We start from the raw sequence: 20,620 nt of genomic DNA on the forward strand, positions 1-20,620 counted from the left end.
ATTCTTCTGGGCTGGGGCGGTCGTTGGGGGGGTGCTTCAACTCGGCTGTCCGGGTACCGTCCATGCTCGGATCCAACGCACCGTAGGCGACTGGAGGCGGTCGTCCGGGCCGCCTCCAGGATGACCTCGGTGACCTCATCGGGATGCGAGATCAGGCCCAGGTGGCCGGCGTCGATCCGGGTGATGTCGGCCCCCGCCCGCTCCATCATCTCCTCCTGACGGGCCGGCGGGATGACCCGGTCCTCGGTGCCGATCACAGCCCACACCGGGATCGTCTTCCACGCCGGCTCCGTCGCCGGCTCCGCCAGGGCGTTCGTGGCCAGGGCGACCTGGGAGACGGCGAGCACCTCCGCCTGCCGCCGAGGCAGACCGTTGGCGAATCCGGTGATGAAGATCTTCGGCAGGACGTACGCGTCGACAGCACCTTCCGGGGCGCCGGGGAACGGTACGAGCTTGAAAACGCTCGTGGGGTCGGTCAGGGCCGGCTCGAGCACCGAGCCGGAGCCGGCGGTGAGCTCTTCCACGGTCTCCCCCTTGTCCGGGGCGAAGGCGTCGACGAACACGAGCGCCTTGACGTTCTTGTTGCCGGTCGCGGCGTCGCTTGCCACGAAGCCGCCGTACGAGTGTGCCGCGAGCACGATGGGACCTTCGATGGTGGACAGGAAATCCTTCAGGTAACCGCTGTCGATCGTCGGCCCCCGGTTGGGTTGTGGTGCGACCTGGACCTCGAAACCGCGTGCCTGAAGTCTGCGGACCTCCCCGCTCCAACTCGATCCGTCAGCCCAGGCGCCATGGACCAGGACGATTGTCGGCCTGGTGCGATGCCCCTCGTCGGGGGTTGGATGCGCACCGCCGTCCGCGGACACGCCTGGGGCGGCTGAGCCGAGCACCGTCACCAGCGTTGCGGCGACGAGCGTTGCGGCGATGGTCTTCGGCCGACGTAGCGAGATACCGAGCATGTCTCTTCCCCCTCGTTGGTCAGTGGTTTCCGAACGCGGGCAGATCCGCACGACGCCAACGCGACCCCGCCGAAGCCGCGACCGGCCGCGAGCACGGCCGAGCGACGTGTGCAACCGACAGCAGCCGGGCTCAGTGGCGCGACGATGTGCCTGATCGCCCAAACCTCACCGTAACGGCGCTCAGCGGAAGTCTTGGACAGAAGAGGAAAATCACTCAGCTTTCACCTTGAGGGAGGACACACCGCCAAACAGGCTCGCCTCAACCGATCAACAGGCGAGACGTCCGGTCCAGGGCAGGAAAGCTGCGGGCACGCCTTCCGGTCCAGGCCGCACGACGTAGGTGGAGGTCTCCGGTCGGGCGTTGTCACGCGCGGCCGGTTCTGGCGCCGGCGGAAACCCGCACGGGCTCCGGTGTCGCTGGAAATGCTTCGGCAGCTGGCCCGCTGATCAGCCCCTTCCCCATGCCGACCTAACCTGTTGAAGGCTCGTGCGACGTCATTGGAGGTGACGGTGGAACTGGCGCTCACGCAAACCCACGGGATGCTCGGCCTGCCCGGCGTGCGGGCCCAACGGTCGAGCGCCGGGTTGGGCTGGCCCGGTCTCCTCGTTTCCACTCAGGTCGAGTCCCCGTTCGCGGAGAGTTTCGCCGGCACGGACACCCACCTGCTGATCCTGCACCTCGACGGTCCGGTCACCGTGGGTCGGCGGGTCGGCGGGTCGTATCTCCGCCGACAGGTCCCCGCCGGAGGCCTGTTCCTGCATCCGGCGGGCCAGAACCTCACGGTCGAGCTCGGTGGCGAGCTGAACAGCGTCCACGTCTACCTGGCCGACGAGGCCCTGCGCGGCGTCGGGGCGACGGAGTTCCGGCTCACCGAGGAATACGGTCTGGTCGACCCGCTCGTCGGACAACTGGTGCTGGCGCTGGACAGCTTGATCAGGGAATGGACGCCGAGTGCCCGTACCTTCCTCGACCATCTGACCGGGTGCCTGGCCTCCCACCTGGTCCGTCGGTACGGCGATGGCACGTCGGAAGGCTCGGGGCCTCCGCCGACCGCACGCGGACTTGCCGATCGCCAGTTCGCCGCTGTCCGGGAGCTGATGAATGCTCGGCTTGCCGGTCCGCTGCCGCTGAACGAGCTTGCCGCCGCCGCGTCGCTGAGCGTCCGGCAGCTCACCCGCAGTTTCAAGGCGACCACCGGGCAGACGCCGCACCGCTACCTGATGGGACTGAGGCTGAAGCAGGCGGTCCGGATGCTGCGCGCCGGAAGTACGCCGATCGCCGAGGTCGCCGTGCGGTGTGGCTTCGCCCACCAGGAGCACCTGACCCGCGTGATGCGGACGCAGCTGGGAACCACGCCCGGGGCGCTACGCCGCGCCGGCTGAACGGCGTCCTTTTCGTGCAGCCATTCCGACCTGCTGGTGCAGGCCGTGAGGCCGGACGGGACGCAGAATTGGCAGGCTAACCGCAGCCTGCGAGGAAGAGCCAGGACATGGACAACGTGGTCTACCAGACGGCCCCGACCCGGGTGGTCTTCGGACCCGGGTCGACGGATCAGGTCCATGACGAGGTGGGCCGACTCGGCCGCTCCCGGGTGCTTCTGATCACCACCCCGGCGATGCGGGAGGCCGCGGCCCGCGTCGAGGCACAGTTCCCCGCCGGGGCGATCGCCCGCTTCGACGACGCCCAGATGCACACGCCGGTGATGGTCACCGATCGGGCGCTAGGCGTCCTGCGCGCCCACGACGCCGACGTGCTCGTCGCGATCGGGGGCGGGTCGGCCATCGGGCTCGCCAAGGCGCTCGCGTTGCGCACCGGGCTGGACCAGGTGGTGTTACCGACCACCTACGCCGGCTCCGAGATCACCCCGGTGCTGGGTGAGACCGCCGACGGCATCAAGACCACTCGCTCGGCCCCGGAGATCCGGCCAGAAACGGTCATCTACGACGTCGACCTGACCCTCTCGATGCCGGTCGGGCTGACCGTCACCAGCGCGGTCAACGCCCTCGCCCATGCGGCCGAGGTGCTCTACTCCGCCCAGGCCAACGCCGTCACCGACGCCCTCGCCATCAGGGCGATCACCGCGATCGGGCATGCGTTGCCGGTGGTCGTGCAAGATCCCCAGAACCGTGACGCCCGCACCGAACTGCTGGAGGCGGCATGGCTGGCTGGGACCTGCCTCGCTGCTGGCGGGATGGGTCTGCACCACAAACTCTGTCACGTCCTCGGCGGCATGTTCGACCTGCCGCACGCCGCGACGCACACCGTCCTCCTGCCGCACGCGCTGGCGTACAACGCTCCGGCCGCTCCCGGTGCGATGCGCCGGATCGCGGATGCACTCGGCGTGCCCGACGCGCCGGCTGGACTACGCGACCTGATCAGCTCGCTCGGCGGCCCGACCGCGCTCGCCGCGTTGGGGCTCGCGGAGGGCGACCTGACGCGCGCCGCGTCGCTCGCCGCCGCGTCCTCGTACCCGAACCCCCGCCCGGTGACCGAAGAAGGGATCCTGGCGCTGTTGACCGGAGCCTGGCACGGTCGGCAACCCGGCGACGGGCGCCGCTACCCCGGCGCCGAACTGCGTCAGCTGCTCGCCGAGGTCGAGCGCAGCTTCGCCGACACCCCGCAGCCCCGGTTGCGCGTGCTGCTCACCAGCCTCGTTCGGCAGCTGCACGGCTACGTCGCGGAGAACGGTTTGACCGAGGCGGAGTGGATGGTCGGGATCGACTTCCTCACCCGTACCGGCCAGATGAGTTCCGCCAAACGGCAGGAGTTCATCCTGCTCTCCGACAGTCTCGGTGTCTCGAGCGCGGTGGACATTCTCGGCAACTCGCGGAACACCGGAAGCACCCCCTCGGCGGTACTGGGTCCGTTCTACGTCCAAGGACCACCGGAAACCCCGCAGGGCGCGGACATCGGGGCGGGACTCGACGGCATGCCACTCTTCACCGAGGTACGCGTCGTCTCCGACGCGGGAGAGCCGCTCGCCGGCGCGGTCGTCGACGTCTGGCAGTCCAACAAGGACGGCTTCTACGACGTACAACTGCCGGAGGTCGAGGGACCGGTCCTCCGTGCCCGCTTCCGGACCGACGACGACGGGTTGCTGCGCTACTGGTCCATCCTCCCGTCCGACTACCCCATCCCCACCGACGGGCCAGTGGGCGAGATGTTGGCGGCAACGAACCGGCACGCCTACCGGGCGGCACACGTGCATTTCCTCATCGACGCCGCCGGGCACGAACAGTTGGTCACCCAGCTCTTCACCACCGATAGCGCGTACCTCGGCTCGGATGCCGTGTTCGGCGTCAAGCAGCCGCTCATTGTCGAGTTCACCAACCCGGGAGGCCCAACCCCCGACGGTCGTACGGTCGCCGGTGAATGGCGTCGCTTGGACTACACCTTCGCGCTGGCACGTGTCCCAGCGGTTCGGACGGGTGGCGATGGGCCCGGGGGGCAACGAGGGCCGGCATCGGCGATCTAGCGCGGATCAGGTTGTGCCGTCTCTGCCTACGGCGCAGGTTCCAGTACCACGACTGGGATCTGGCGAGTGGTCTTCCGCTCGTAGTCGGCGAAGCCTGGATACGCGGCCTTCTGCGCGCTCCAGATCCGTTCCCGCTCGTTCCCGGTGGCAACCCTGGCGACCAACTCGACCTTGTCCGTACCGATCTCCGCGTGGGCCTGCGGGTGAGCCAGCAGGTTGTAGTACCAGTCGGGATTGGTGGGCGCGCCACCCTTGGACGCGAACACCGCGTAACCGCCGTCCACCTCCTGGTACATCATCGGGTGCACGCGGGGCTCGCCGCTCTTGGCGCCGACCGTGTGCAACAGCAGCAGCGGCGCGCCAGCGAACTGACCACCGACCTGCCCGCCGTTCGCGCGAAACTCAGCGATGATTTTATCGTTCCAGTCACTCATGCCTTCTCCTCGCCTCCGCCAACCGGCTCCTCATAGACGATTCTGACAGTCATAGCCGGGCGACGCCCGGCGGGCCGGCGACGGGCAGTCCACTTCGACGCGCTCGGCCAGCTCACCTTCACCTTCTGGGCGCCGCCGGCATCCAGGCTGCCGTGGGTCCTCGCCGACGCCCGCCACCGGCAGCGGCCGAGACGTGGGCGCGGCGCGTCAGACGGGTGACCGGTACAGGGCCACGAGATCATCGAGTACGGCGACCAGCGTCCCCGCGAGCGCGCCGCCCAGGACGGCCAACAGTGCCGCCGCCAGGTGCAGCTCACCGGCCGAGGTGGACGCGACCAGGCCGAGCAGCGCCGTCCCGGTCAGCGCGGCGTTGCGGACGACGTGCTGCCGTCCAAGCAGGGTGTCCGAGGCACCGAAGCAGCGGCACGGCGTCTGCCGGTCACGTCGGATGGTGAGCGCCACGGCGCCGGTGAACACCGCCAGCAGTACGCCCGCAACCACGAACCCGGCGGCACCGGACCACCGACCCGGAACCACCAGCAGCAGGACCGCGGCCGATTCGGCGACCACGGTGGCCGCCGCAGCGGGCCGCACCGCCCCCGAGGGCACCAAGCCCATCTGCCGAAGCGACTGGACGAACGCCGACCAGCTCGCCCGGCCGGACACCTTGCCGAACAGCGCCGCCGCGAAGACAACCGCCAGTAGAGCCCTCGTGCCAACCTCCACATAGCGCATCGTGAGATCGCCCCTTCCCCTTCGGTCGCGGGCCGCGACGGATCCGCCGGCCCGGCTGGGCACGTTCGAACGGGGACCATCTGAAGGCCGCCCTGCCGTCCCGCGATCGATCCTCGCCGGCCGGGGTGGAAGACGCGTGTAAGGCCGGCTGAGCGCCCCGCTTCCACCGGGCTTCCACGCCGGTTGCACCCGGCCCGGCGATGGTGGCAGCACGCACGGGACACGCCCGGCGTCCAGGAAATCGAAAGAGGGGATCGGGATGTACAAATTCATGGAGAGGATGGGCAGCAGGCTGCTGGGGGCATTCGTACCCGAGGTCGAGGCGTCCGCGGCTGCCGCCGGCTGCCGGTGGAAGTACTTCTCCAGCTGCTGGCAGTGTGGCTACGGCGCCTGCGACGCGTACTGCTGCGACGGGGCCGGCTGCTCCACCGTCGCCTGCTACTAGTCAGCCGAGCCGACCGGCGGCTCCACAAAGGAGTCGCCGGCCGGCGGCTCACTCTTTCCATCCCTCGGCGGGGTTCGCGGCGAGTGCCGGCGAGCCTCGGCGAAGCCTTCCAGGAGGACTCATGCCCATTCTTGTCGCGGCGCTCGTACTCGTCGGGCTGCTCTGCGCGCTCGATCTCATCCTGACCCTTGGCGTCGTCCAGCGACTGCGCAAGCACGGCGCGCTGCTCGCCGAGGTCGTTTCCCCATCGCCCGACCTCGAGGTGGGCCAGGAGATCGGTGAGTTCGAGACGACGACAGTGGCCGGTGAACCGGTCACGCCGGGGCTACTCGGCTCTGGCACTTTGGTCGGCTTCTTCTCGCCGACCTGCGGCCCGTGCAAGGACAAGCTACCCGCATTCGTGTCGCACGTTCGTGGGCTGCCCGCCGGCCAGGGCACGCCCCTGGCGGTCGTCATCGGGGAACCCGACCAGGCCACCGACTTCCTCACCAAGCTCACCCCGGTCGCGCGGGTCGTGGTCGAGCGCGGCGACGGCCCGGTGAGCCAGGCGTTCGGTGTGCGGGCGTACCCGACCCTGCTGCGGGTCGACCGCGACGACGCGGACCGGCTGGTGGTTGGCGCCAACCGGGTGGAGGTGGACGGGCCGGCGGCGGTGGCGGTCGGATGAGGCAGCACAGCACCGCTCCGGCAGCCGGGTCGCGCACGGCGGCCCGGATGCTGGCCGCGGCGACGCTCACCGCCCGGGCCGCTCCGCTGCGCCTGGCCGGCTATGCGGGACTTGCCCTGCTCGGCGGCACGCTGCCGGTGCTCGCCGCCTGGTTGACGAAGCTCGTACTGGATGGCCTGGTACGCGGCACCGCACTGACCGTCCTGGCCTGGCTGGCCGGAGGTCTGGCCCTGGCCAGCCTGCTGACCGGGGTGACCCCGCAGGTCACCGAGTACCTGCGCGCGGACATGGATCGGGCGACGGGACTACGGGCGCACGACCTGCTCTTCAGGGCGGTCTCCGGCTTCGTGGGCCTGCGCCGCTTCGAGGATCCGACGTTCCTGGACCGCCTCCGGCTGGCCCAACAGTCAGGTGGCACCAGCCCCGTCCAGGTCGTCGAAGGGCTGGTGGGGGTGACCCGCGCCACGGTCACGGTTTCCGGTTTCCTCGGCTCCCTGCTGGTCATCAATCCTGTGATGACCGGGCTGGTGCTGGTCGCAGCCGCCCCGACCGTGATCGCCGAACTCCTGCTCGCTCGGCGACGCGCCCGGATGCTCTGGACGATCGGACCCACCGAGCGGCGCGAGTTCTTCTACCGGGAGTTGATGTCCACGGTGGCCGCGGCCAAGGAGATCCGACTCTTCGGCCTCGGTGACCTGCTGCGCGGACGGATGCTCGCCGACCGGCGCAGCACCAACGTCGCACGCCGTGCCGTCGACCGGCGCGAGTTGCTGGTGCAGGGCGGTCTCGGCGTCCTCGCCGCCACCGTCGCGGGCGGCGGTGTCCTGTGGGCGGTCGTCGCCGCCCGCCGGGGCACGCTCTCCGTCGGCGATATCACGATCTTCGTCACGGCCGTGGCCGGGGTGCAGGGGTCACTGGCCACAGTGGCCCGGGAGCTCGCCCGTTGCCACCAGGCCATCCTGATGTTCGACCACTACCTCGCGGTGACCACGGCTCCACCGGATCTGCCGGTGCCGGTGCCGGCCCGGCGGCTGCCGACGCTGCGCGCCGGGATCGAGCTGCACGATGTCTGGTTCCGGTACTCCGAGGACCACCCCTGGGTACTGCGCGGGGTCGACCTGCGCATTCCGCACGGTTCGACGGTGGCCCTGGTGGGGCTGAACGGTGCGGGGAAGTCGACCCTCGTAAAGCTACTGTGCCGGTTCTACGACCCGACCCGAGGTGGCATCCGTTGGGACGGCACAGATCTGCGCGACGTGGATGCCGCCGAACTGCGGCGCCGGATCGGCGTGGTGTTCCAGGACTACATGCACTACGACCTGACCGCCCACGAGAACATCGCTCTGGGCGACCTCGATGCCTTCGACGACCGGGCCAGGATCCAGGACGCCGCGGCCCGGGCCGGCATCCACCGCCGGATCGCCGAACTGCCCGCCGGCTACGACACGCTGCTGTCCAGGTCGTTCTTCCTCGACGACACGGGCGCCGCGCAACAGCCGGGTGCCGAACTGTCGGATGGGCAGTGGCAGCGCCTGGCCCTGGCTCGGGCGCTCCTGCGCAGCCGGCCCGACCTGCTCATTCTCGACGAGCCTTCGGCGGCGCTCGATGCCGAGGCAGAACAGGAGATCCACGACGTGCTCCGACGGCACCGGCGCGGTTGCACGAGTCTGCTCATCTCGCACCGGCTGAACACGGTCCGGGACGCCGACCTGATCGTCGTCCTGGCCGACGGGCAGGTGGTCGAGCAGGGTGACCACCCGACGCTGATGGCTGCGGGCGGCGAGTACGCCCGGCTGTTCCGAATGCAGTCGTCCGGCTATCAGGCTGACCACGCGAACCTCGTGGCCGTTCCCGGAGAACAGTGATGGAGCAGACCGGCACGCCACACCGCCACGACGGAGACCAGCTTCCCGGCCCACCAGCACCCGCATCGGGGCGGCCGGTGCGGGTCCGCCGGTCCGGCCGGCCCCACGCTCTCGACGTCCCGCCACTGCTCGGCCTCGTGCTGGTGGCCGCCGGCACGGTACTGACGGTGGCCGGGCCCGAGGTCGGATGGGTACGGGGCTCCGCGCTGCTGGCGGCAGTGGTCGGCGCAGGGATAGGCCTGCTCGCGATGCTGGCACGTCGGCTGGCCGCGGTGACCGTACGCGGCGTGAGCATGCAGCCGGCGTTCCACGACGGAGATCGGGTCCTGGTCCGGCGCACGACGAAGCCGAGGGTGGGGCAGGTGGTGGTGGTCGAGCAGCCGACCCCCGACGGACGGTGGCGGACAGCACCACTGCCGACGAGGGCCAGCCCCTCCCAGATCGCGGGTAGACGGTGGATGATCAAGCGGGTGGTGGCGTTGCCCGGGGATCCGATACCACCCGGATCCGCCCTGCGGGCGGTCGCTGGCGGACGGATTCCGCCGGGCCGGCTGGCGCTGCTCGGCGACAACCGGTCGGCGAGCCTCGACTCCCGCCAGCTCGGCTACTTCCCGATGGCACGGGTCCTCGGCACCGTGCGCAGACGCCTGAACCGGACCCGATGGACAGAGCACTAGCGGGTGCTGGGCGTGGTCCTCAACGCCCGACCCTCGCCCTCGGCCTGACCGGCGGCCGCCGACATCGGCCCGGTACCGCAGATTTCCAGTTTGGCCCGTACGGAGTCAGCGTCCGCGGTGCGCAACTCGGTCATGATCGCGTACGCCCGCCTCCAACTGGTCAGGGCGTTCTCCAGGTCACCCAGGGCATGCTGGCAGTCACCGAGATGCGCCAGGGCCTCGGCTTCCTTGAAGCGGTGGCCGACGTTCAGGCTCAGGGCCCGCTCGTAGCACTGGATGGCGATGGCGTACTCGCCGAGGTGCTGGTAGGCGTAACCGAGGCTGTCCCAGGTGTTGACCGCCCCGGCATCGTCGCCCAGTTCCGCCTGCACCGCGAGCGCCTTGCGGCAGTATCTGATGGCCTGCCGGTAGTTGCCGACCTGCGTGTGGTCCCAGCCCACCGCGTTCAGTGCCCGGGCCTGCCCGCCACGATCGCCACTTCGCCTGAACAGGCCCAGTGCGACCTGGTCGTGGTGCATCGCGGCCCGGCGATCACCGTGCAGCTCAGACAGCCAACCCAGGCTCAGGTGGGTGTACGCCTGGCCGACCGGATCGGCGATGTCGATGGTGTCGTCCAACGCGCGGTGCAGTTGGTCCCGCGCCTGCTCCAAGCGCCCGAGCCCGGAGAGCGCATGGGAAAGCTCTCGGCGGCACTGGGCCTGAGCCGATCGGTCTTCGAGACGAGTCGCTGCCGACAGGGCCACGGCCTGGATGGCCAGTACGTCGTGCCAGTGGCTGCCCCGGGAGAGGAAGGTCACCGTGGCCCAGGCCAGCTGCCAGGCGTGCCGGTCGAAGCCGGACTTGGCGGCGAAATCGACCATGACAACCAGCGTCTGATGCTCGCTGCTGAACCAGGCCAGGGGGTCTCCCCCGGCGATGTCCTCGGGCGTCACGCCGGCCTCGGGGGCGGCCACCTCGACTGGTTGCCGATAGGGCAGCAGCATCCTGTCCGCCGCGATCGCGGAGTGCAGATAGTGGTCCAGCAACCGGCGTTGGGCGACGTGCCGTTCCGGCTCGGCCTCGCTCAGTTCGCGCGCATAGGCCCGGAGCAGATCGTGCAGGACGTATCGGCCGGGAGCCCGTTCGCCGGTCAGGTGGGCACCGCTCAGCTCGGCGAGCAGGGCGTTGGCGACGCGATGCTGCACACCCGCCAGGCTGGCCGCTGCCGCGGCGGTGACCTCCGGGCCGGGATGCAGGCCCAGCAACCGGAACAGCCGAGCGGCCGCCGGGGTCAGTGCCCGGTAGGACCAGGAGAACACGGCACGTACGTCCACCGAGAGGTCGGTGTCGGCAAGCCGGTCCAGCAGGCCGGACCCACCCAGGTCGCTGGCGAGGGCCTGCAGGGTGAACTGCGGGTTGACGGCGGCCCGCGCGGCCGCGATGGACAGGGCCAGCGGTAGGCCCGCACAGAGCCGGGCGATGTCGGAGAGCGCCTCGGGCTCCTTGCCGGTACGGTCACCGCCGATCCGGTCGCGGAGCAGTTGGCCGGCTTCCTCCTCGTTCAACAGCCCGAGCGTGAGTGGGTGGGCACCGTCGGCGGCGATCAGGGAAGACATCCGGTTGCGGCTGGTCACCAGCGTGACGCAGGTGGCCGAACTGGGCAGGAGTGGTCGGACCTGGTCGGCGCTTCGGGCGTTGTCCAATACGATCAGCACCCGGCGGTCGCGCAACTGCGCCTGGTACTCGGCCCTCTGCGCGGTGAGGTTGGTCGGGATTCGCTCCGGCACCACGCCCAGCGCCTCCAGGAAGAGACGCAGCACCTCGGTGGGCGCCAACGCCGTCGCGGTGGCGTCGAAGCCGCGGAGGTTGACATAGAGTTGCCCGTCCGCGAACCGCGGGGCCAGCCGGTGCGCCAGGTGCAGAGTCGAACTGGTCTTGCCGACCCCGGCAGGACCGAGCACCAGCAGAATGGCGCTCCGTTGCTCGCCACGGCGGGTCAGTCGAGCCTCGGCGGCGGACAGTTCCTGTACTCGCCCCACGAAGCAGGGCAGATCCGGGGGCAGCATCTGGGGCGTGGGCGGCCGGACGATCGATCCACCCGCCGGTCGTCGCACCTCCCGGCGCAGGATGTCACGCTGAAGGTCCTGCAGATCCGGGGCGTCGATTCCCCGACGACCCAGCAGCGCGAGGCCGTTGCGGCACACCTCCGCCGCCTCGTCGATCCGGCCGTCGCAATACAGGGTGAGCGCCAGCGTGCAACGCAGACCCTCATCAACCGGATCGGCGGCGACCGCACCCGTCAGGTCACCCACCACCTCGGCGGGCCGGCCCAGTTCGTTGAGCGCCTCCGCGTAGGCCATCAGTGCCGAACGGCGGACCGCCCGCAGTCGAGCGATCTCGGCAAGCGCGAAGGGTTTGTCCGCGAGGTCGGCGTAGGGCTCGCCGCACCAGCGGTCGAGCGCCGTACGCAGGATCTCGGCGGCTTGGGCGGTCTGCTCGCCAGACCCGAGCGCCAGCAGCCGGCGCCCCTCCCGGAGCGACTCCTCGAACTGAACGGCGTCGATGCATGCCGGGTCCAGGTCCAGCCGGTATCCCGCCGCGGCACCGTGGCCGACCGTGACGACGAGCCCCTTGCCGGGCCGTCCCCGCTGCCCCGGCTGAAGGGCGCGCCGCAGGTGCGCGATGTGGCTGCGGAGGGTGGCACGTGCGGCCTCGGACACGTCATCGCCAGCCAGCAGCGTCACCAGTCGCCGGCTGGGCACCGGCTTGCCCAGCTCCGACACCAGGATGGCGAGCAGCGTGGTGAGCTGTGGACCCAACGAGACCGGGACACCGTCCCGGCTCAGGTGGACGGGGCCGAGCACGGAGACCTCTATCCGTCCACTCGCGACTCGTTCCCTCACCGACGGGCACCCCGGTCACGCCGAGCGCGTCTGGTCCGAACCGCCACACCTGTGGACCGCCCGGCCATCGGCGACACCAAGCCGGTGACGGTCACCCGAAAGCCTAGCCACGTAAGGGAATTCACCTTCGTCATGGTCACTGAATGATATAGGCCAGCTGCGATGCGTGCGCCCGTCGGACCATGCACCGGACTCCGATCGGCGCTGTGTGGCATCGCGGCCGTCGTGCCCGTGCGGCCTCACAGCCGGGTTCTCAGCACGTCGACCTCGCAGCCCGGCGACGACGGCTCGGGCGGACAACCCGCGATCGTCGACGTAGGAGCTGTGGTCGGCTCCGCTCCAGCCCAGCAGCCCGGAGGGCAATCGGAGGCCCGGTCGTCGTTCGTTCCATGAACGTTCAGCCAGTTGTCCCTGCCCGCGTCGTACGCCCCTCTCTACGTTGCCTGAGGCGACGAAAGAAGGGCCACATGGACGCACGTCTCGCAATCCGAGCTCGCGGAATCACCAAGTGCTTCGACGACGTCGTGGCACTCGACGGCATCGATCTGGATGTAAGCCAGGGGCAGATCCACGGCTTGGTCGGGCCGAACGGGGCTGGCAAGACCACGTTGCTCGGACTCCTCCTCGGCCTGGCCGTCTCCGACAGCGGCAGCCTCGAGATCCTGGGTACGCCGATCGCTCGGGCGCTCGCCGCGCCCGACGGCGTCGCCGGCTTCGTGGACGGGCCCGGCCTCTACCCTTCGCTCACCGCCCGGCAGAACCTCGCAGCGCTGGCCGCTCTGCGCGGTCAGGACACGCGGACCGCCGGAATCGACGGCGTGCTCGACCAGGTCGGGCTTACCGACGTCGCCGACGACCGGGCGAGCGGCTTCTCCCTCGGCATGCGCCAGCGGCTCGGACTCGCCGCCGCCCTGCTCACCAAGCCGCGGCTGCTCGTGCTCGACGAACCGTCCAACGGCCTCGACCCGGCCGGCAAGAAGCACGTACACAACGTCCTCACCCGGCTCGCCGGGGACGGGACCAGCGTCGTGCTCTCGAGCCACCGCATGGACGACCTCGAGGCACTGTGCTCCGAGGTCACCATCCTCGCCACCGGACGGGTCGTCTTCTCCGGCCCGCTGAACAAGCTGGCCGCCGAGAACCGTGAACTCGACTACCGGCTGCGCACCTCCGACCCGCAGGCCGCTCACCGGCTGGCTACCGACACGGCCGGAATCCACGTCGACGTCGACGCCGGGGCGCGCGACGCCGAGGTGCTCGTCGTGCGCGCTCTGGTGCCCGCCCTCGACGAACTGGTGGCGCGGCTCGTGAACGCGGGCATAGCGGTGCGCGAGCTCGCGCCCCTGGTGTCGCCGCTCGAGGCCGCGTTCCTCGCCCTGACCGAGCAGCAGGAGGCCATCCGATGACCGGGACCATCGCCGCCGACCACGTTGTCGGCACCCGCCGCGTTTCGGTGGCGCGCGGCTACCGCTTCGAGCTGCTCAAGCTGGTATCGCAATGGCGGATCCGGCTGCTGGTCCTCGCCTGCTGGACAGCGCCCGCGCTGTTCGTCGCCGCGGTGAGCCAGCAGAGCTCGCTGCCCGTCGACACCCTCTTCGGCCGCTGGATGCACGCCACGGGGTGGGCCGGGCCACTGGTGACGCTCGGTTTCTCGGGCACCTGGGCGCTCCCGCTACTGACCTCGGTGGTCGCTGGCGACGTGTTCGCCTCCGAGGACCGGCTCGGCACCTGGCGCCACCTGCTCGTGGCGGTCCGGTCACCTCGACGGATCTTCGCCGCGAAGGCGCTGTCCAGCCTCACCGTCATCATGCTGCTCGTGGCCGGGCTGGCCGTCTCCAGCGCGGTCGGCGGGGTCGTGTCGGTCGGCAACCAGCCGCTGGTCGGCCTCGACGGGCATCTGCTGACGCCGGGGGACGCCGCCGTGAAGACCCTGCTCGCCTGGGTCTGCGTACTCGCCCCGACCCTGGCCCTCGCCGCGATCGGACTACTCGGGTCCGTCGCGCTGGGCCGGTCCCCGATGGGGCTGCTGCTGCCCGCGCTCGTCGCGCTCGCGATGCAGCTCGCCCAGATGCTGCCGCTGCCGGTCACCGTACGCCTCGCACTGCCCGGTTACGCGTTCATCGGCTGGAACGGTCTCTTCACCAGCCCGGCGCAGCTCGGCCCGCTCCTGATCGGCATCGTGGTCAGCCTGGTGTGGGCCGTGACCGCGACAGCGCTTGCCTATCTGCTGTTCCTACGACGCGACTTCACCAACCTGGCTTACGACGGCTCCGGCCGCCGCGTGTTCACCGTCGGAGTCCTGCCGCTGGTCGGGTTGCTCGCCGTGACGATCGGGCTCGTCACCGCGGCGACCCCGGCCACGGGCTCCGGGATCGAGCAGGACAAGGTGCAGCGTTCGGTCGCCACGGCATTCGCCCACCTCTACCGCGTGCAGACCGAGCAGCTCAACCGCCCCGATGTCACCGAAGCGCAGCTGAAGGCCACGGCGACGTGCAACAAGGGCGGCGGCAAGCTCGCCGCCGAAGGGCCGGGCAACGACTGGCGTTGCGTCGTCACCTGGCATCTCCCCGACGTCGAGGCCGCAGGGACGGCCATCTATCAGCTCGACGTCACCCCAGACGGGCGGTTCGTGGCCGATGGCGACGGACCGAAGGAAGTGAACGGCTACTTCCTGGTGCGCACCCCGAGCGGGGACGCACCGAACCCGCTCTGGCAGTTCGACGGCAACGTCGAACTGCTCCACACCACGAAGGGATGATTCCATGCAGGTCACACGCCGCCGTCGGCGTGCCGAGACGGACCAATTCGGCCTTCTCCGTCGACGCATCGGCCGCCGGCTACCCCTCGTCACGGCAGGCACCACTGCTGTCGTCGTCGCCGCCGGCACCGGCATCAGTTTCGCCCAGACGCACCAGTTCGGCACCGACCAGGTCGGCCAGCTGACCGACAAGGGCCTGGTCGTGTCCGCCGACCAGTACATCAACCCGGTCGGCGAGCGTCTCGTCATCAACACCGGCAAAATCATGTCGTCGTCGGTCAGCCCGGACGGCACCCACCTGGCGGCCTCGGTCACCGACGGTGGGATGGCCCTGGCCGTCGTCGACCTGAAGACCTGGAAGGTACAGCAGCTCGTCGGCAACAACGCGGCCGCGAACCTGCGCATCAGCGGCAACGACGTGGGCCAGGAAGGCCCCACGTACTCGCCCGACGGCTCGCAGCTGTGGCTGGGCCAGGCCGACGGCTACACCAAGTTCACAGTGAATCCGGACGGTACGCTCGCCAACCCGACGTTCATCCGAATCGAGCAGGACGGACCGAAGCGCGCGCTGGTGGCTGAGGCCGTGTTCTCGCCCGACGGCTCCACCGTGTACTCCGCCGTGAACGGCCAGAACCGGGTCGTCGCCATCAATACGGCGACCGGCGCCATCCAGCAGAGCTGGGCCGTGGGCAACGCCCCCCGCGACATGGTCACGGTCGGCGACAAGCTCTACGTCAGCAACGAGGGCGGCCGGCCCGCGAAGCCCGGCGACACCACGATCAACTCGTACAACACGCAGGTACCGGCCGACCCGGCGACCGGTGCCACCACCACCGGCACGGTCAGCGTCATCGACCTGGCGAACCCGGCTGCCGCGGTCGCGAGCATCGACGTCGGCCTGCACCCGACCGCCCTGTACGCCAGGAACGGCGCGCTGTTCGTCACCAACACCAACAGCGACGACGTGTCGGTCATCGACACCGCGAGCAACAAGGTCGTGCAGACCATCGCCACCCAGCCGTGGCCCGAGACGACAGTGGGCTACCAGCCCAACGCGGTGACCCTCACCGACGACGGGCACCTCCTGGTGACGCTCGGCCGCGCCAACGCGGTCGCCGTCTACCGGTACACGACCCCGCTGGAGCCGGTCAGCTACGTCGGGCTGCTCCCGACGGACTACTTTCCCGCGGAGATCACCGCCGCCGGGAACCAGGTGCTGGTCTCCAACACCCGTGGTATTGACGCCCGCCGCCCCACCAACAGCGCCGGGCACGGCACCCACGACACGACATCGAGCCTGCAACGGTTCACGCTGCCCAGCGACAAGGTCATCAAGTCCCAGACCGGCAAGGTCTTCAGCCAGAACGGCTGGACCGGTGGCTCGGTCGACCTGTCCAAGGGCAACAAGGCGAAGCCCGTGCCGGTCCCCCAGCGGCTCGGCGACCCCTCGACGATCAAGCACGTCTTCCTGATCGTCAAGGAGAACCGGACCTACGACCAGGTCCTCGGTGACGACCCGCGGGGCAACGGCGACCCGTCACTGGCGCAGTTCGGCGAGAACGTGACGCCGAACCAGCACGAGATGGCCCGGCAGTTCGGGCTGTACGACAACACCTACGACATCGGCACGAACTCCGCCGAGGGTCACAACTGGCTGATGCAGGCCGACAACCCGGAGTACACCGAGTCCACGGCCGGTGAGTACATCCGCAGCTACGACACCGAGGACGACGCCCTCGGCCACCAACGCACCGGTTTCATCTGGACTGGCGCGCAGGCGGCCGGCAAGACCGTGCGGGACTTCGGCGAATTTCACCAGTTCCTGAGCAAGCCGCCCGGCTCCAGCTGGCAGAACCTGTACTGCGACACCAAGAACATGGCCGCGACCGGGCAGGACACCGCCTACCGCATGGTCTCGTCCTCGCCGATTCCGTCGCTCAACAGCGTGTCCGTGCCCGGCTTCCCGAAGTACGACACCAGCGTCCCGGACATCTACCGGCACGAGATCTGGAAGCGTGACTTCCAGAAGAACGGGCCGGCGAACCTGAACATGTTCTGGCTGTCCAGCGACCACACCGGTGGCCCGCCGAACGCGGCCGCTCAGGTCGCGGACAACGACCTCGCCGTCGGCAAAATCGTCGACACGATCTCGCACAGCCCGTACTGGAAGGACTCGGCGATCTTCGTCGTCGAGGACGACTCCCAGGCCGGCCTCGACCACGTCGACGGCCACCGCGCCCCGATCCAGATCATCAGCCCCTGGGCCCAGCGCGGCGTCGTCGACAGCCACTACTACACCCAGATCACCATGATCCGGACCATCGAGCAGATCCTTGGGATCCACCCGATGAACCAGAAGGACAGCGCGGCCAGCCCGATGCGTCAGGCGTTCACCAAGAAGCCTGACTACACGCCGTTCACCGCCGTGCCCAACCGGACCTCCCTGACCGCGGGGCTGGCCACCCCGCCCGCCTGCGGCCCGGACGTGCCCGCGCCGCAGAACCCCCTCGCGGCGGCCGCTCCGTCGGCGACGGTGCCGGCGGACAAGCAGCACCTGGCGGCACAGTGGGACGGGTGGAAGTCGCACCAGCGACTGACCGGGCCCGACGCCAAGCCCGACTACGCGAACCCCGCGCAGATGAACCACTTCACCTGGTACCAGGCACACGACTGGAAGAAGCCGTACCCCGGCGAGGACAAGATCTTCGCGCCAGAGGATGTGCCGGGCGCCTACATTCCGCCAGCGGAGTCCGATGGCTGACGCAGGCTGATCGCCTGAGAAGAGGCCCCCGACCGGCGTGCCGTCGGCTGGGGGCCTCTTCGTCTTCAGTACGACAGCCGCCGTTCGGGATCAGGGCTCGACTTCGAGGTTGAGGCGGCGTCTGTAGTGGGTTCGTCGGGCATGGGTTTGGTGGCGGGACCGCCAGCGTGACCAGTGCAGCATCATGGTCAAGGCGAGCTGGAGCCGACTGCCGCGCGGAGCTCACGACGTGAACTGATGCCGAGCTTGGTGAAGATCTTGCGCAGGTGCCACTCGACAGTGCGCGCGCTGAGGAACAGCATGGCGCCGATCTCCCGGTTCGTCCGGCCGGCCGCAGCCAGCCTGGCGATCTGCGTCTCCTGCGGGGTCAGCTCCTCTGGTATTCCGGTGCGCTTGCGGACCGTCTCGCCGGTGGCAGCCAGTTCCCGGGCCGCCCGTTGGGCGAACGCCTCCGCCCCCATCACGGTGAATGCCTCGTACGACAATCGCAGTTGGGTTCGGGCGTCGCCACGGCGGTTCGAGCGGCGCAGCCACTCCCCGTACAACAGTCGAGCCCGGGCCAGTTGCAGGCCGAGCTGGGTGGTGGCGAGCCGGTCGATGGCCGCCCGGTAGCGTTCGTCCGCTTCCGCGTCCGGCCCGACGAGCGCGTCAGCGAGGGCCTGCGTACCGATCGCCCAATCCGTCGTCGCCAGGCTGGTCCGCTCGGCGAGGCGGTCGCGTGCCCGCGCCGCGGCGGCATGCGCACCCGAGCGGGCGGCGGCTTCGACCAGCTCACCGAGCGCCCACTGCTGAACGGCCAGGTCGTCCTGCTCGGCCGCCCACCGCACGGCGTCCAGCGCCGCCGGGTAGTTGCCGAGCCCGTTGAACAGCACCGCCTTGCTGTAACCGGCGACGCTGAGCAACCAACCCATCCCGCCCGTTTCGGCCTCCTTCGCCAAGGCGTCGATCAGCTCGACGGCCGGCTCCTCCCGGCCCCGGTACGCGGCCAGGATGACCGCGGTGGCCGGGTGTGGCGACGGCCCTGCGGCGTACGCGAGGGCCCCGGCCTCCTCGAGCAGATCGGACGCGTCGGCGAATCGCCCGGCGAAGATCAGCGCAGTGGCCCGGAACGTCAGCGCGGTGGGCAGCAACGACAGCCGGCCCGTCTCCCGGGCGAAGCTCACGGCCTGTTCGGTGAGCGTCTGGAACGCGACGTCGTCCCACACCTCATGCAGAACCAGACCGACCAGCCAGGCCAGGTCCACATCGGTCTCCACCGTGACCGCGTGCAGCGCCCGGGCGAAAAGCGGCACGGCCGCGGCCTGGCCCTCCAGACTCCACGTGGTGAAAGCCGCCAGAAGCAGGCCGGCCGGCTCCGCGCCCTCCGACACTCGCCGGGCGGCCTGAGCAATGAGCCGCAGGTCGTCCCCGCCGAACCGTCCGGCATTCAAGGCCGCGCCGACCGCCGACAGATAGGTCTCCCGGGCCGCAGCCGGGTCCAGCGCCTCGAGCCGGCGGGCGGCTTCGAGCAGTGGCGGAACCGCCGCCCGCCCGGAGTGGAGGGCGAACGCCACGCGGGCCCGCAGCCGCTCCACCTCAGCGAGCTGCGCCGGGTTCAGGAAGCTCAGCTCGGCGGCGGCCAGCAGGCCGGCTACCTGATCGGTGGCGCCGGCGGCGAATCGGGCCTGCGCTGCGGCCAGGACCCGCCGGCCGCGGGCCCTGGAATCGGCGGTGAGCTCGGCTGCCCGCTCGAGGAATGCGGCGGCCGCAGCCCGGCCGCCACGGGCCAGCGCCCGGCCGGCCGAACGTTCCAGCTCACCGGCGACCTCCTCGTCCGGCCCCACCGCCGCATGCGCCCGGTGCCAGGCGCGTCGATCCGGGTCCTGCTCCGCGTCGGTGACCTCGGCCAGTGCCCGGTGCACCGCGCGCAGTTCGGCCGGCTCGGCCGAACGCCGGCTCGCTGAGCGCACCAGCGGGTGGCGCAACCGTACCCGGGTGCCCAGCTCGACCAGGCCGGCCGCCTCCGCCGGCACCGCCGCAGCGGGATCGACACCCAGCCGGTTCACGGCACGCCAGAGCAGCGACACGTCACCGACCGGCTCCACCGCGGCGGTCAGCAGCAGCCGCCGGCTGTCGGTTGGCAGCGCCGCGATACGCCGCTGGAAGCCCTCCTCTACTCGGCCGGCCAGCGGCGTACCACTGCGCCCACCAAGTCCGAACGCCAGCTCCGCCGGGGACAGACCGCGGGGCAGCTCGACCAACGCGAGCGGATTGCCGCGGGTCTCGGCAACGATCCGATCCCGAACCCGGGTGTCGACCAGACCCGGTAGCACCGAGTCCAGCAGCGCGTGCGCGTCCACGTCAGGCAGGCCCTCGACGCGTAGTTCGGGCAGGCCGCCCAGTAGTTGCTCATCGGTGGGACTACGCACGGCGAAGAGCAACGCGACCGACTCCGCGTCCAGACGGCGGGCGACGAAGGTGAGGATGGTCCCGGACATCCGGTCCAGCCACTGCGCGTCGTCCACGACACAGACCAGAGGTTGCTCGGCCGCCGCCTCGGCGAGCAGGCCGAGCACGGCGAGACCGACGAGCAGCCCGTCCGGCGGACGACCTACCTGCAGGCCGAACGCGGTGGCGAGCGCGTTCCGCTGCGGGCCGGGGAGCCGATCCAGGTGTCTCATCAGCGGAACGCACAGCAGCTGAAGCGTCGCGTACGCCAGGTCGGTCTCCGCCTCGACGCCCGCGGTCCGCAGGACACGATCGGGCGGTGTCCGCTCGGTCACGTAGTCCAGCAACGCCGTCTTGCCCACCCCGGCCTCGCCGCGCAGCACCAGCACACGACTCTGGCCGGCCCGGACGTCGCGCATCAGCCGATCGAGCAGGTCGCGCTCACGGCGCCGGCCGAGCAGTTCGAAACCCATGTTGTCACTCGGCACGTTGGTCCCCCAGCCGAAATTACTACACCGCGAATGGTCACCGCGG

14 protein-coding genes are annotated in these 20,620 nt (G+C 70.2%); 9 read left to right on the forward strand and 5 right to left on the reverse strand.

Annotated features, from left to right (window positions below):
- Positions 1 to 959, reverse strand: a 959-nt coding sequence (locus AB0F61_RS27600) for an alpha/beta hydrolase (protein WP_357815249.1), incomplete at its 3' end; no start/stop codon positions are given.
- A gap of 510 nt (positions 960 to 1,469) precedes the next feature.
- Here AB0F61_RS27600 and AB0F61_RS27605 point away from each other — a divergent pair.
- Both AB0F61_RS27605 and AB0F61_RS27610 read left to right on the forward strand, forming a co-directional pair.
- Positions 1,470 to 2,342 carry an AraC family transcriptional regulator gene (locus tag AB0F61_RS27605; RefSeq protein WP_357815252.1) on the forward strand — a complete coding sequence of 291 codons (873 nt, stop codon included), beginning with the start codon at positions 1,470 to 1,472 and terminating at the stop codon, positions 2,340 to 2,342.
- 107 nt (positions 2,343 to 2,449) lie between these two features.
- Complete coding sequence (locus tag AB0F61_RS27610; protein ID WP_357815254.1) at positions 2,450 to 4,435, forward strand: maleylacetate reductase and hydroxyquinol 1,2-dioxygenase domain-containing protein; 1,986 nt, start codon at positions 2,450 to 2,452, stop codon at positions 4,433 to 4,435.
- Between the two features lie 26 nt (positions 4,436 to 4,461).
- Here AB0F61_RS27610 and AB0F61_RS27615 read toward each other — a convergent pair whose 3' ends face one another.
- Positions 4,462 to 4,869, reverse strand: a complete 408-nt coding sequence (locus tag AB0F61_RS27615) for a nitroreductase family deazaflavin-dependent oxidoreductase (protein ID WP_357815257.1) — start codon at positions 4,867 to 4,869, stop codon at positions 4,462 to 4,464.
- A gap of 207 nt (positions 4,870 to 5,076) precedes the next feature.
- Positions 5,077 to 5,595 carry a MauE/DoxX family redox-associated membrane protein gene (locus AB0F61_RS27620; protein ID WP_357815259.1) on the reverse strand — a complete coding sequence of 173 codons (519 nt, stop codon included), beginning with the start codon at positions 5,593 to 5,595 and terminating at the stop codon, positions 5,077 to 5,079.
- 268 nt (positions 5,596 to 5,863) lie between these two features.
- Between AB0F61_RS27620 and AB0F61_RS27625 the strand changes: the two genes are divergently transcribed.
- The 4 genes from AB0F61_RS27625 to AB0F61_RS27640 all read left to right on the forward strand — a co-directional run bounded on the left by AB0F61_RS27625 (position 5,864) and on the right by AB0F61_RS27640 (position 9,258).
- A complete protein-coding gene (locus AB0F61_RS27625) occupies positions 5,864 to 6,049 on the forward strand; it encodes a hypothetical protein (protein ID WP_357815262.1) in 186 nt (61 codons plus the stop codon).
- A gap of 121 nt (positions 6,050 to 6,170) precedes the next feature.
- Positions 6,171 to 6,716 carry a hypothetical protein gene (locus AB0F61_RS27630; protein ID WP_357815265.1) on the forward strand — a complete coding sequence of 182 codons (546 nt, stop codon included), beginning with the start codon at positions 6,171 to 6,173 and terminating at the stop codon, positions 6,714 to 6,716.
- Entirely contained in the window at positions 6,713 to 8,581 is a 1,869-nt protein-coding gene (locus tag AB0F61_RS27635; RefSeq protein WP_357815268.1) for an ABC transporter ATP-binding protein, read from the forward strand. The genes AB0F61_RS27630 and AB0F61_RS27635 overlap by 4 nt, the downstream gene beginning before the upstream one ends.
- A complete protein-coding gene (locus AB0F61_RS27640) occupies positions 8,581 to 9,258 on the forward strand; it encodes a S26 family signal peptidase (protein WP_357815271.1) in 678 nt (225 codons plus the stop codon). Before AB0F61_RS27635 ends, AB0F61_RS27640 begins: the two co-directional genes overlap by 1 nt.
- Here the strand turns inward: AB0F61_RS27640 and AB0F61_RS27645 are convergent.
- Complete coding sequence (locus AB0F61_RS27645) at positions 9,255 to 12,140, reverse strand: BTAD domain-containing putative transcriptional regulator (protein ID WP_357815274.1); 2,886 nt, start codon at positions 12,138 to 12,140, stop codon at positions 9,255 to 9,257. The genes AB0F61_RS27640 and AB0F61_RS27645 overlap by 4 nt on opposite strands.
- Before the next feature lie 467 nt (positions 12,141 to 12,607).
- Here AB0F61_RS27645 and AB0F61_RS27650 point away from each other — a divergent pair, with 467 nt between their 5' ends.
- The 3 genes from AB0F61_RS27650 to AB0F61_RS27660 are packed head-to-tail and all read left to right on the forward strand — an operon-like array spanning position 12,608 to position 17,659.
- Positions 12,608 to 13,546 carry an ABC transporter ATP-binding protein gene (locus tag AB0F61_RS27650; protein WP_357815277.1) on the forward strand — a complete coding sequence of 313 codons (939 nt, stop codon included), beginning with the start codon at positions 12,608 to 12,610 and terminating at the stop codon, positions 13,544 to 13,546.
- The gene (locus tag AB0F61_RS27655) at positions 13,543 to 14,898 is read left to right on the forward strand and encodes an ABC transporter permease (protein WP_357815279.1); all 1,356 of its coding nucleotides are present in this window, start codon (positions 13,543 to 13,545) and stop codon (positions 14,896 to 14,898) included. The genes AB0F61_RS27650 and AB0F61_RS27655 overlap by 4 nt, the downstream gene beginning before the upstream one ends.
- Positions 14,899 to 14,902: 4 nt before the next feature.
- Positions 14,903 to 17,659 (forward strand): bifunctional YncE family protein/alkaline phosphatase family protein, encoded by a 2,757-nt coding sequence (locus AB0F61_RS27660; RefSeq protein WP_357815282.1) that lies wholly within the window; start codon positions 14,903 to 14,905, stop codon positions 17,657 to 17,659.
- 188 nt (positions 17,660 to 17,847) lie between these two features.
- Here the strand turns inward: AB0F61_RS27660 and AB0F61_RS27665 are convergent, their stop codons facing one another.
- Complete coding sequence (locus tag AB0F61_RS27665; RefSeq protein WP_357815285.1) at positions 17,848 to 20,574, reverse strand: AAA family ATPase; 2,727 nt, start codon at positions 20,572 to 20,574, stop codon at positions 17,848 to 17,850.
- Positions 20,575 to 20,620 lie beyond the last annotated feature (46 nt).

This window comes from Micromonospora sp. NPDC023888 (genome assembly GCF_040639415.1).
Taxonomy (GTDB): domain Bacteria; phylum Actinomycetota; class Actinomycetes; order Mycobacteriales; family Micromonosporaceae; genus Micromonospora.

What these genes read in the sequence shown, in the direction of transcription:
- AB0F61_RS27640 (WP_357815271.1), top strand. Translation starts at nt 8,581, where the DNA reads ATGGAGCAGACCGGCACGCCACACCGCCACGACGGAGACCAGCTTCCC.
- AB0F61_RS27630 (WP_357815265.1), top strand. Translation starts at nt 6,171, where the DNA reads ATGCCCATTCTTGTCGCGGCGCTCGTACTCGTCGGGCTGCTCTGCGCG.
- AB0F61_RS27650 (WP_357815277.1), top strand. Translation starts at nt 12,608, where the DNA reads ATGGACGCACGTCTCGCAATCCGAGCTCGCGGAATCACCAAGTGCTTC.
- AB0F61_RS27660 (WP_357815282.1), top strand. Translation starts at nt 14,903, where the DNA reads ATGCAGGTCACACGCCGCCGTCGGCGTGCCGAGACGGACCAATTCGGC.
- AB0F61_RS27655 (WP_357815279.1), top strand. Translation starts at nt 13,543, where the DNA reads ATGACCGGGACCATCGCCGCCGACCACGTTGTCGGCACCCGCCGCGTT.
- AB0F61_RS27610 (WP_357815254.1), top strand. Translation starts at nt 2,450, where the DNA reads ATGGACAACGTGGTCTACCAGACGGCCCCGACCCGGGTGGTCTTCGGA.
- AB0F61_RS27635 (WP_357815268.1), top strand. Translation starts at nt 6,713, where the DNA reads ATGAGGCAGCACAGCACCGCTCCGGCAGCCGGGTCGCGCACGGCGGCC.
- AB0F61_RS27615 (WP_357815257.1), bottom strand. Translation starts at nt 4,869, where the DNA reads ATGAGTGACTGGAACGATAAAATCATCGCTGAGTTTCGCGCGAACGGC.
- AB0F61_RS27625 (WP_357815262.1), top strand. Translation starts at nt 5,864, where the DNA reads ATGTACAAATTCATGGAGAGGATGGGCAGCAGGCTGCTGGGGGCATTC.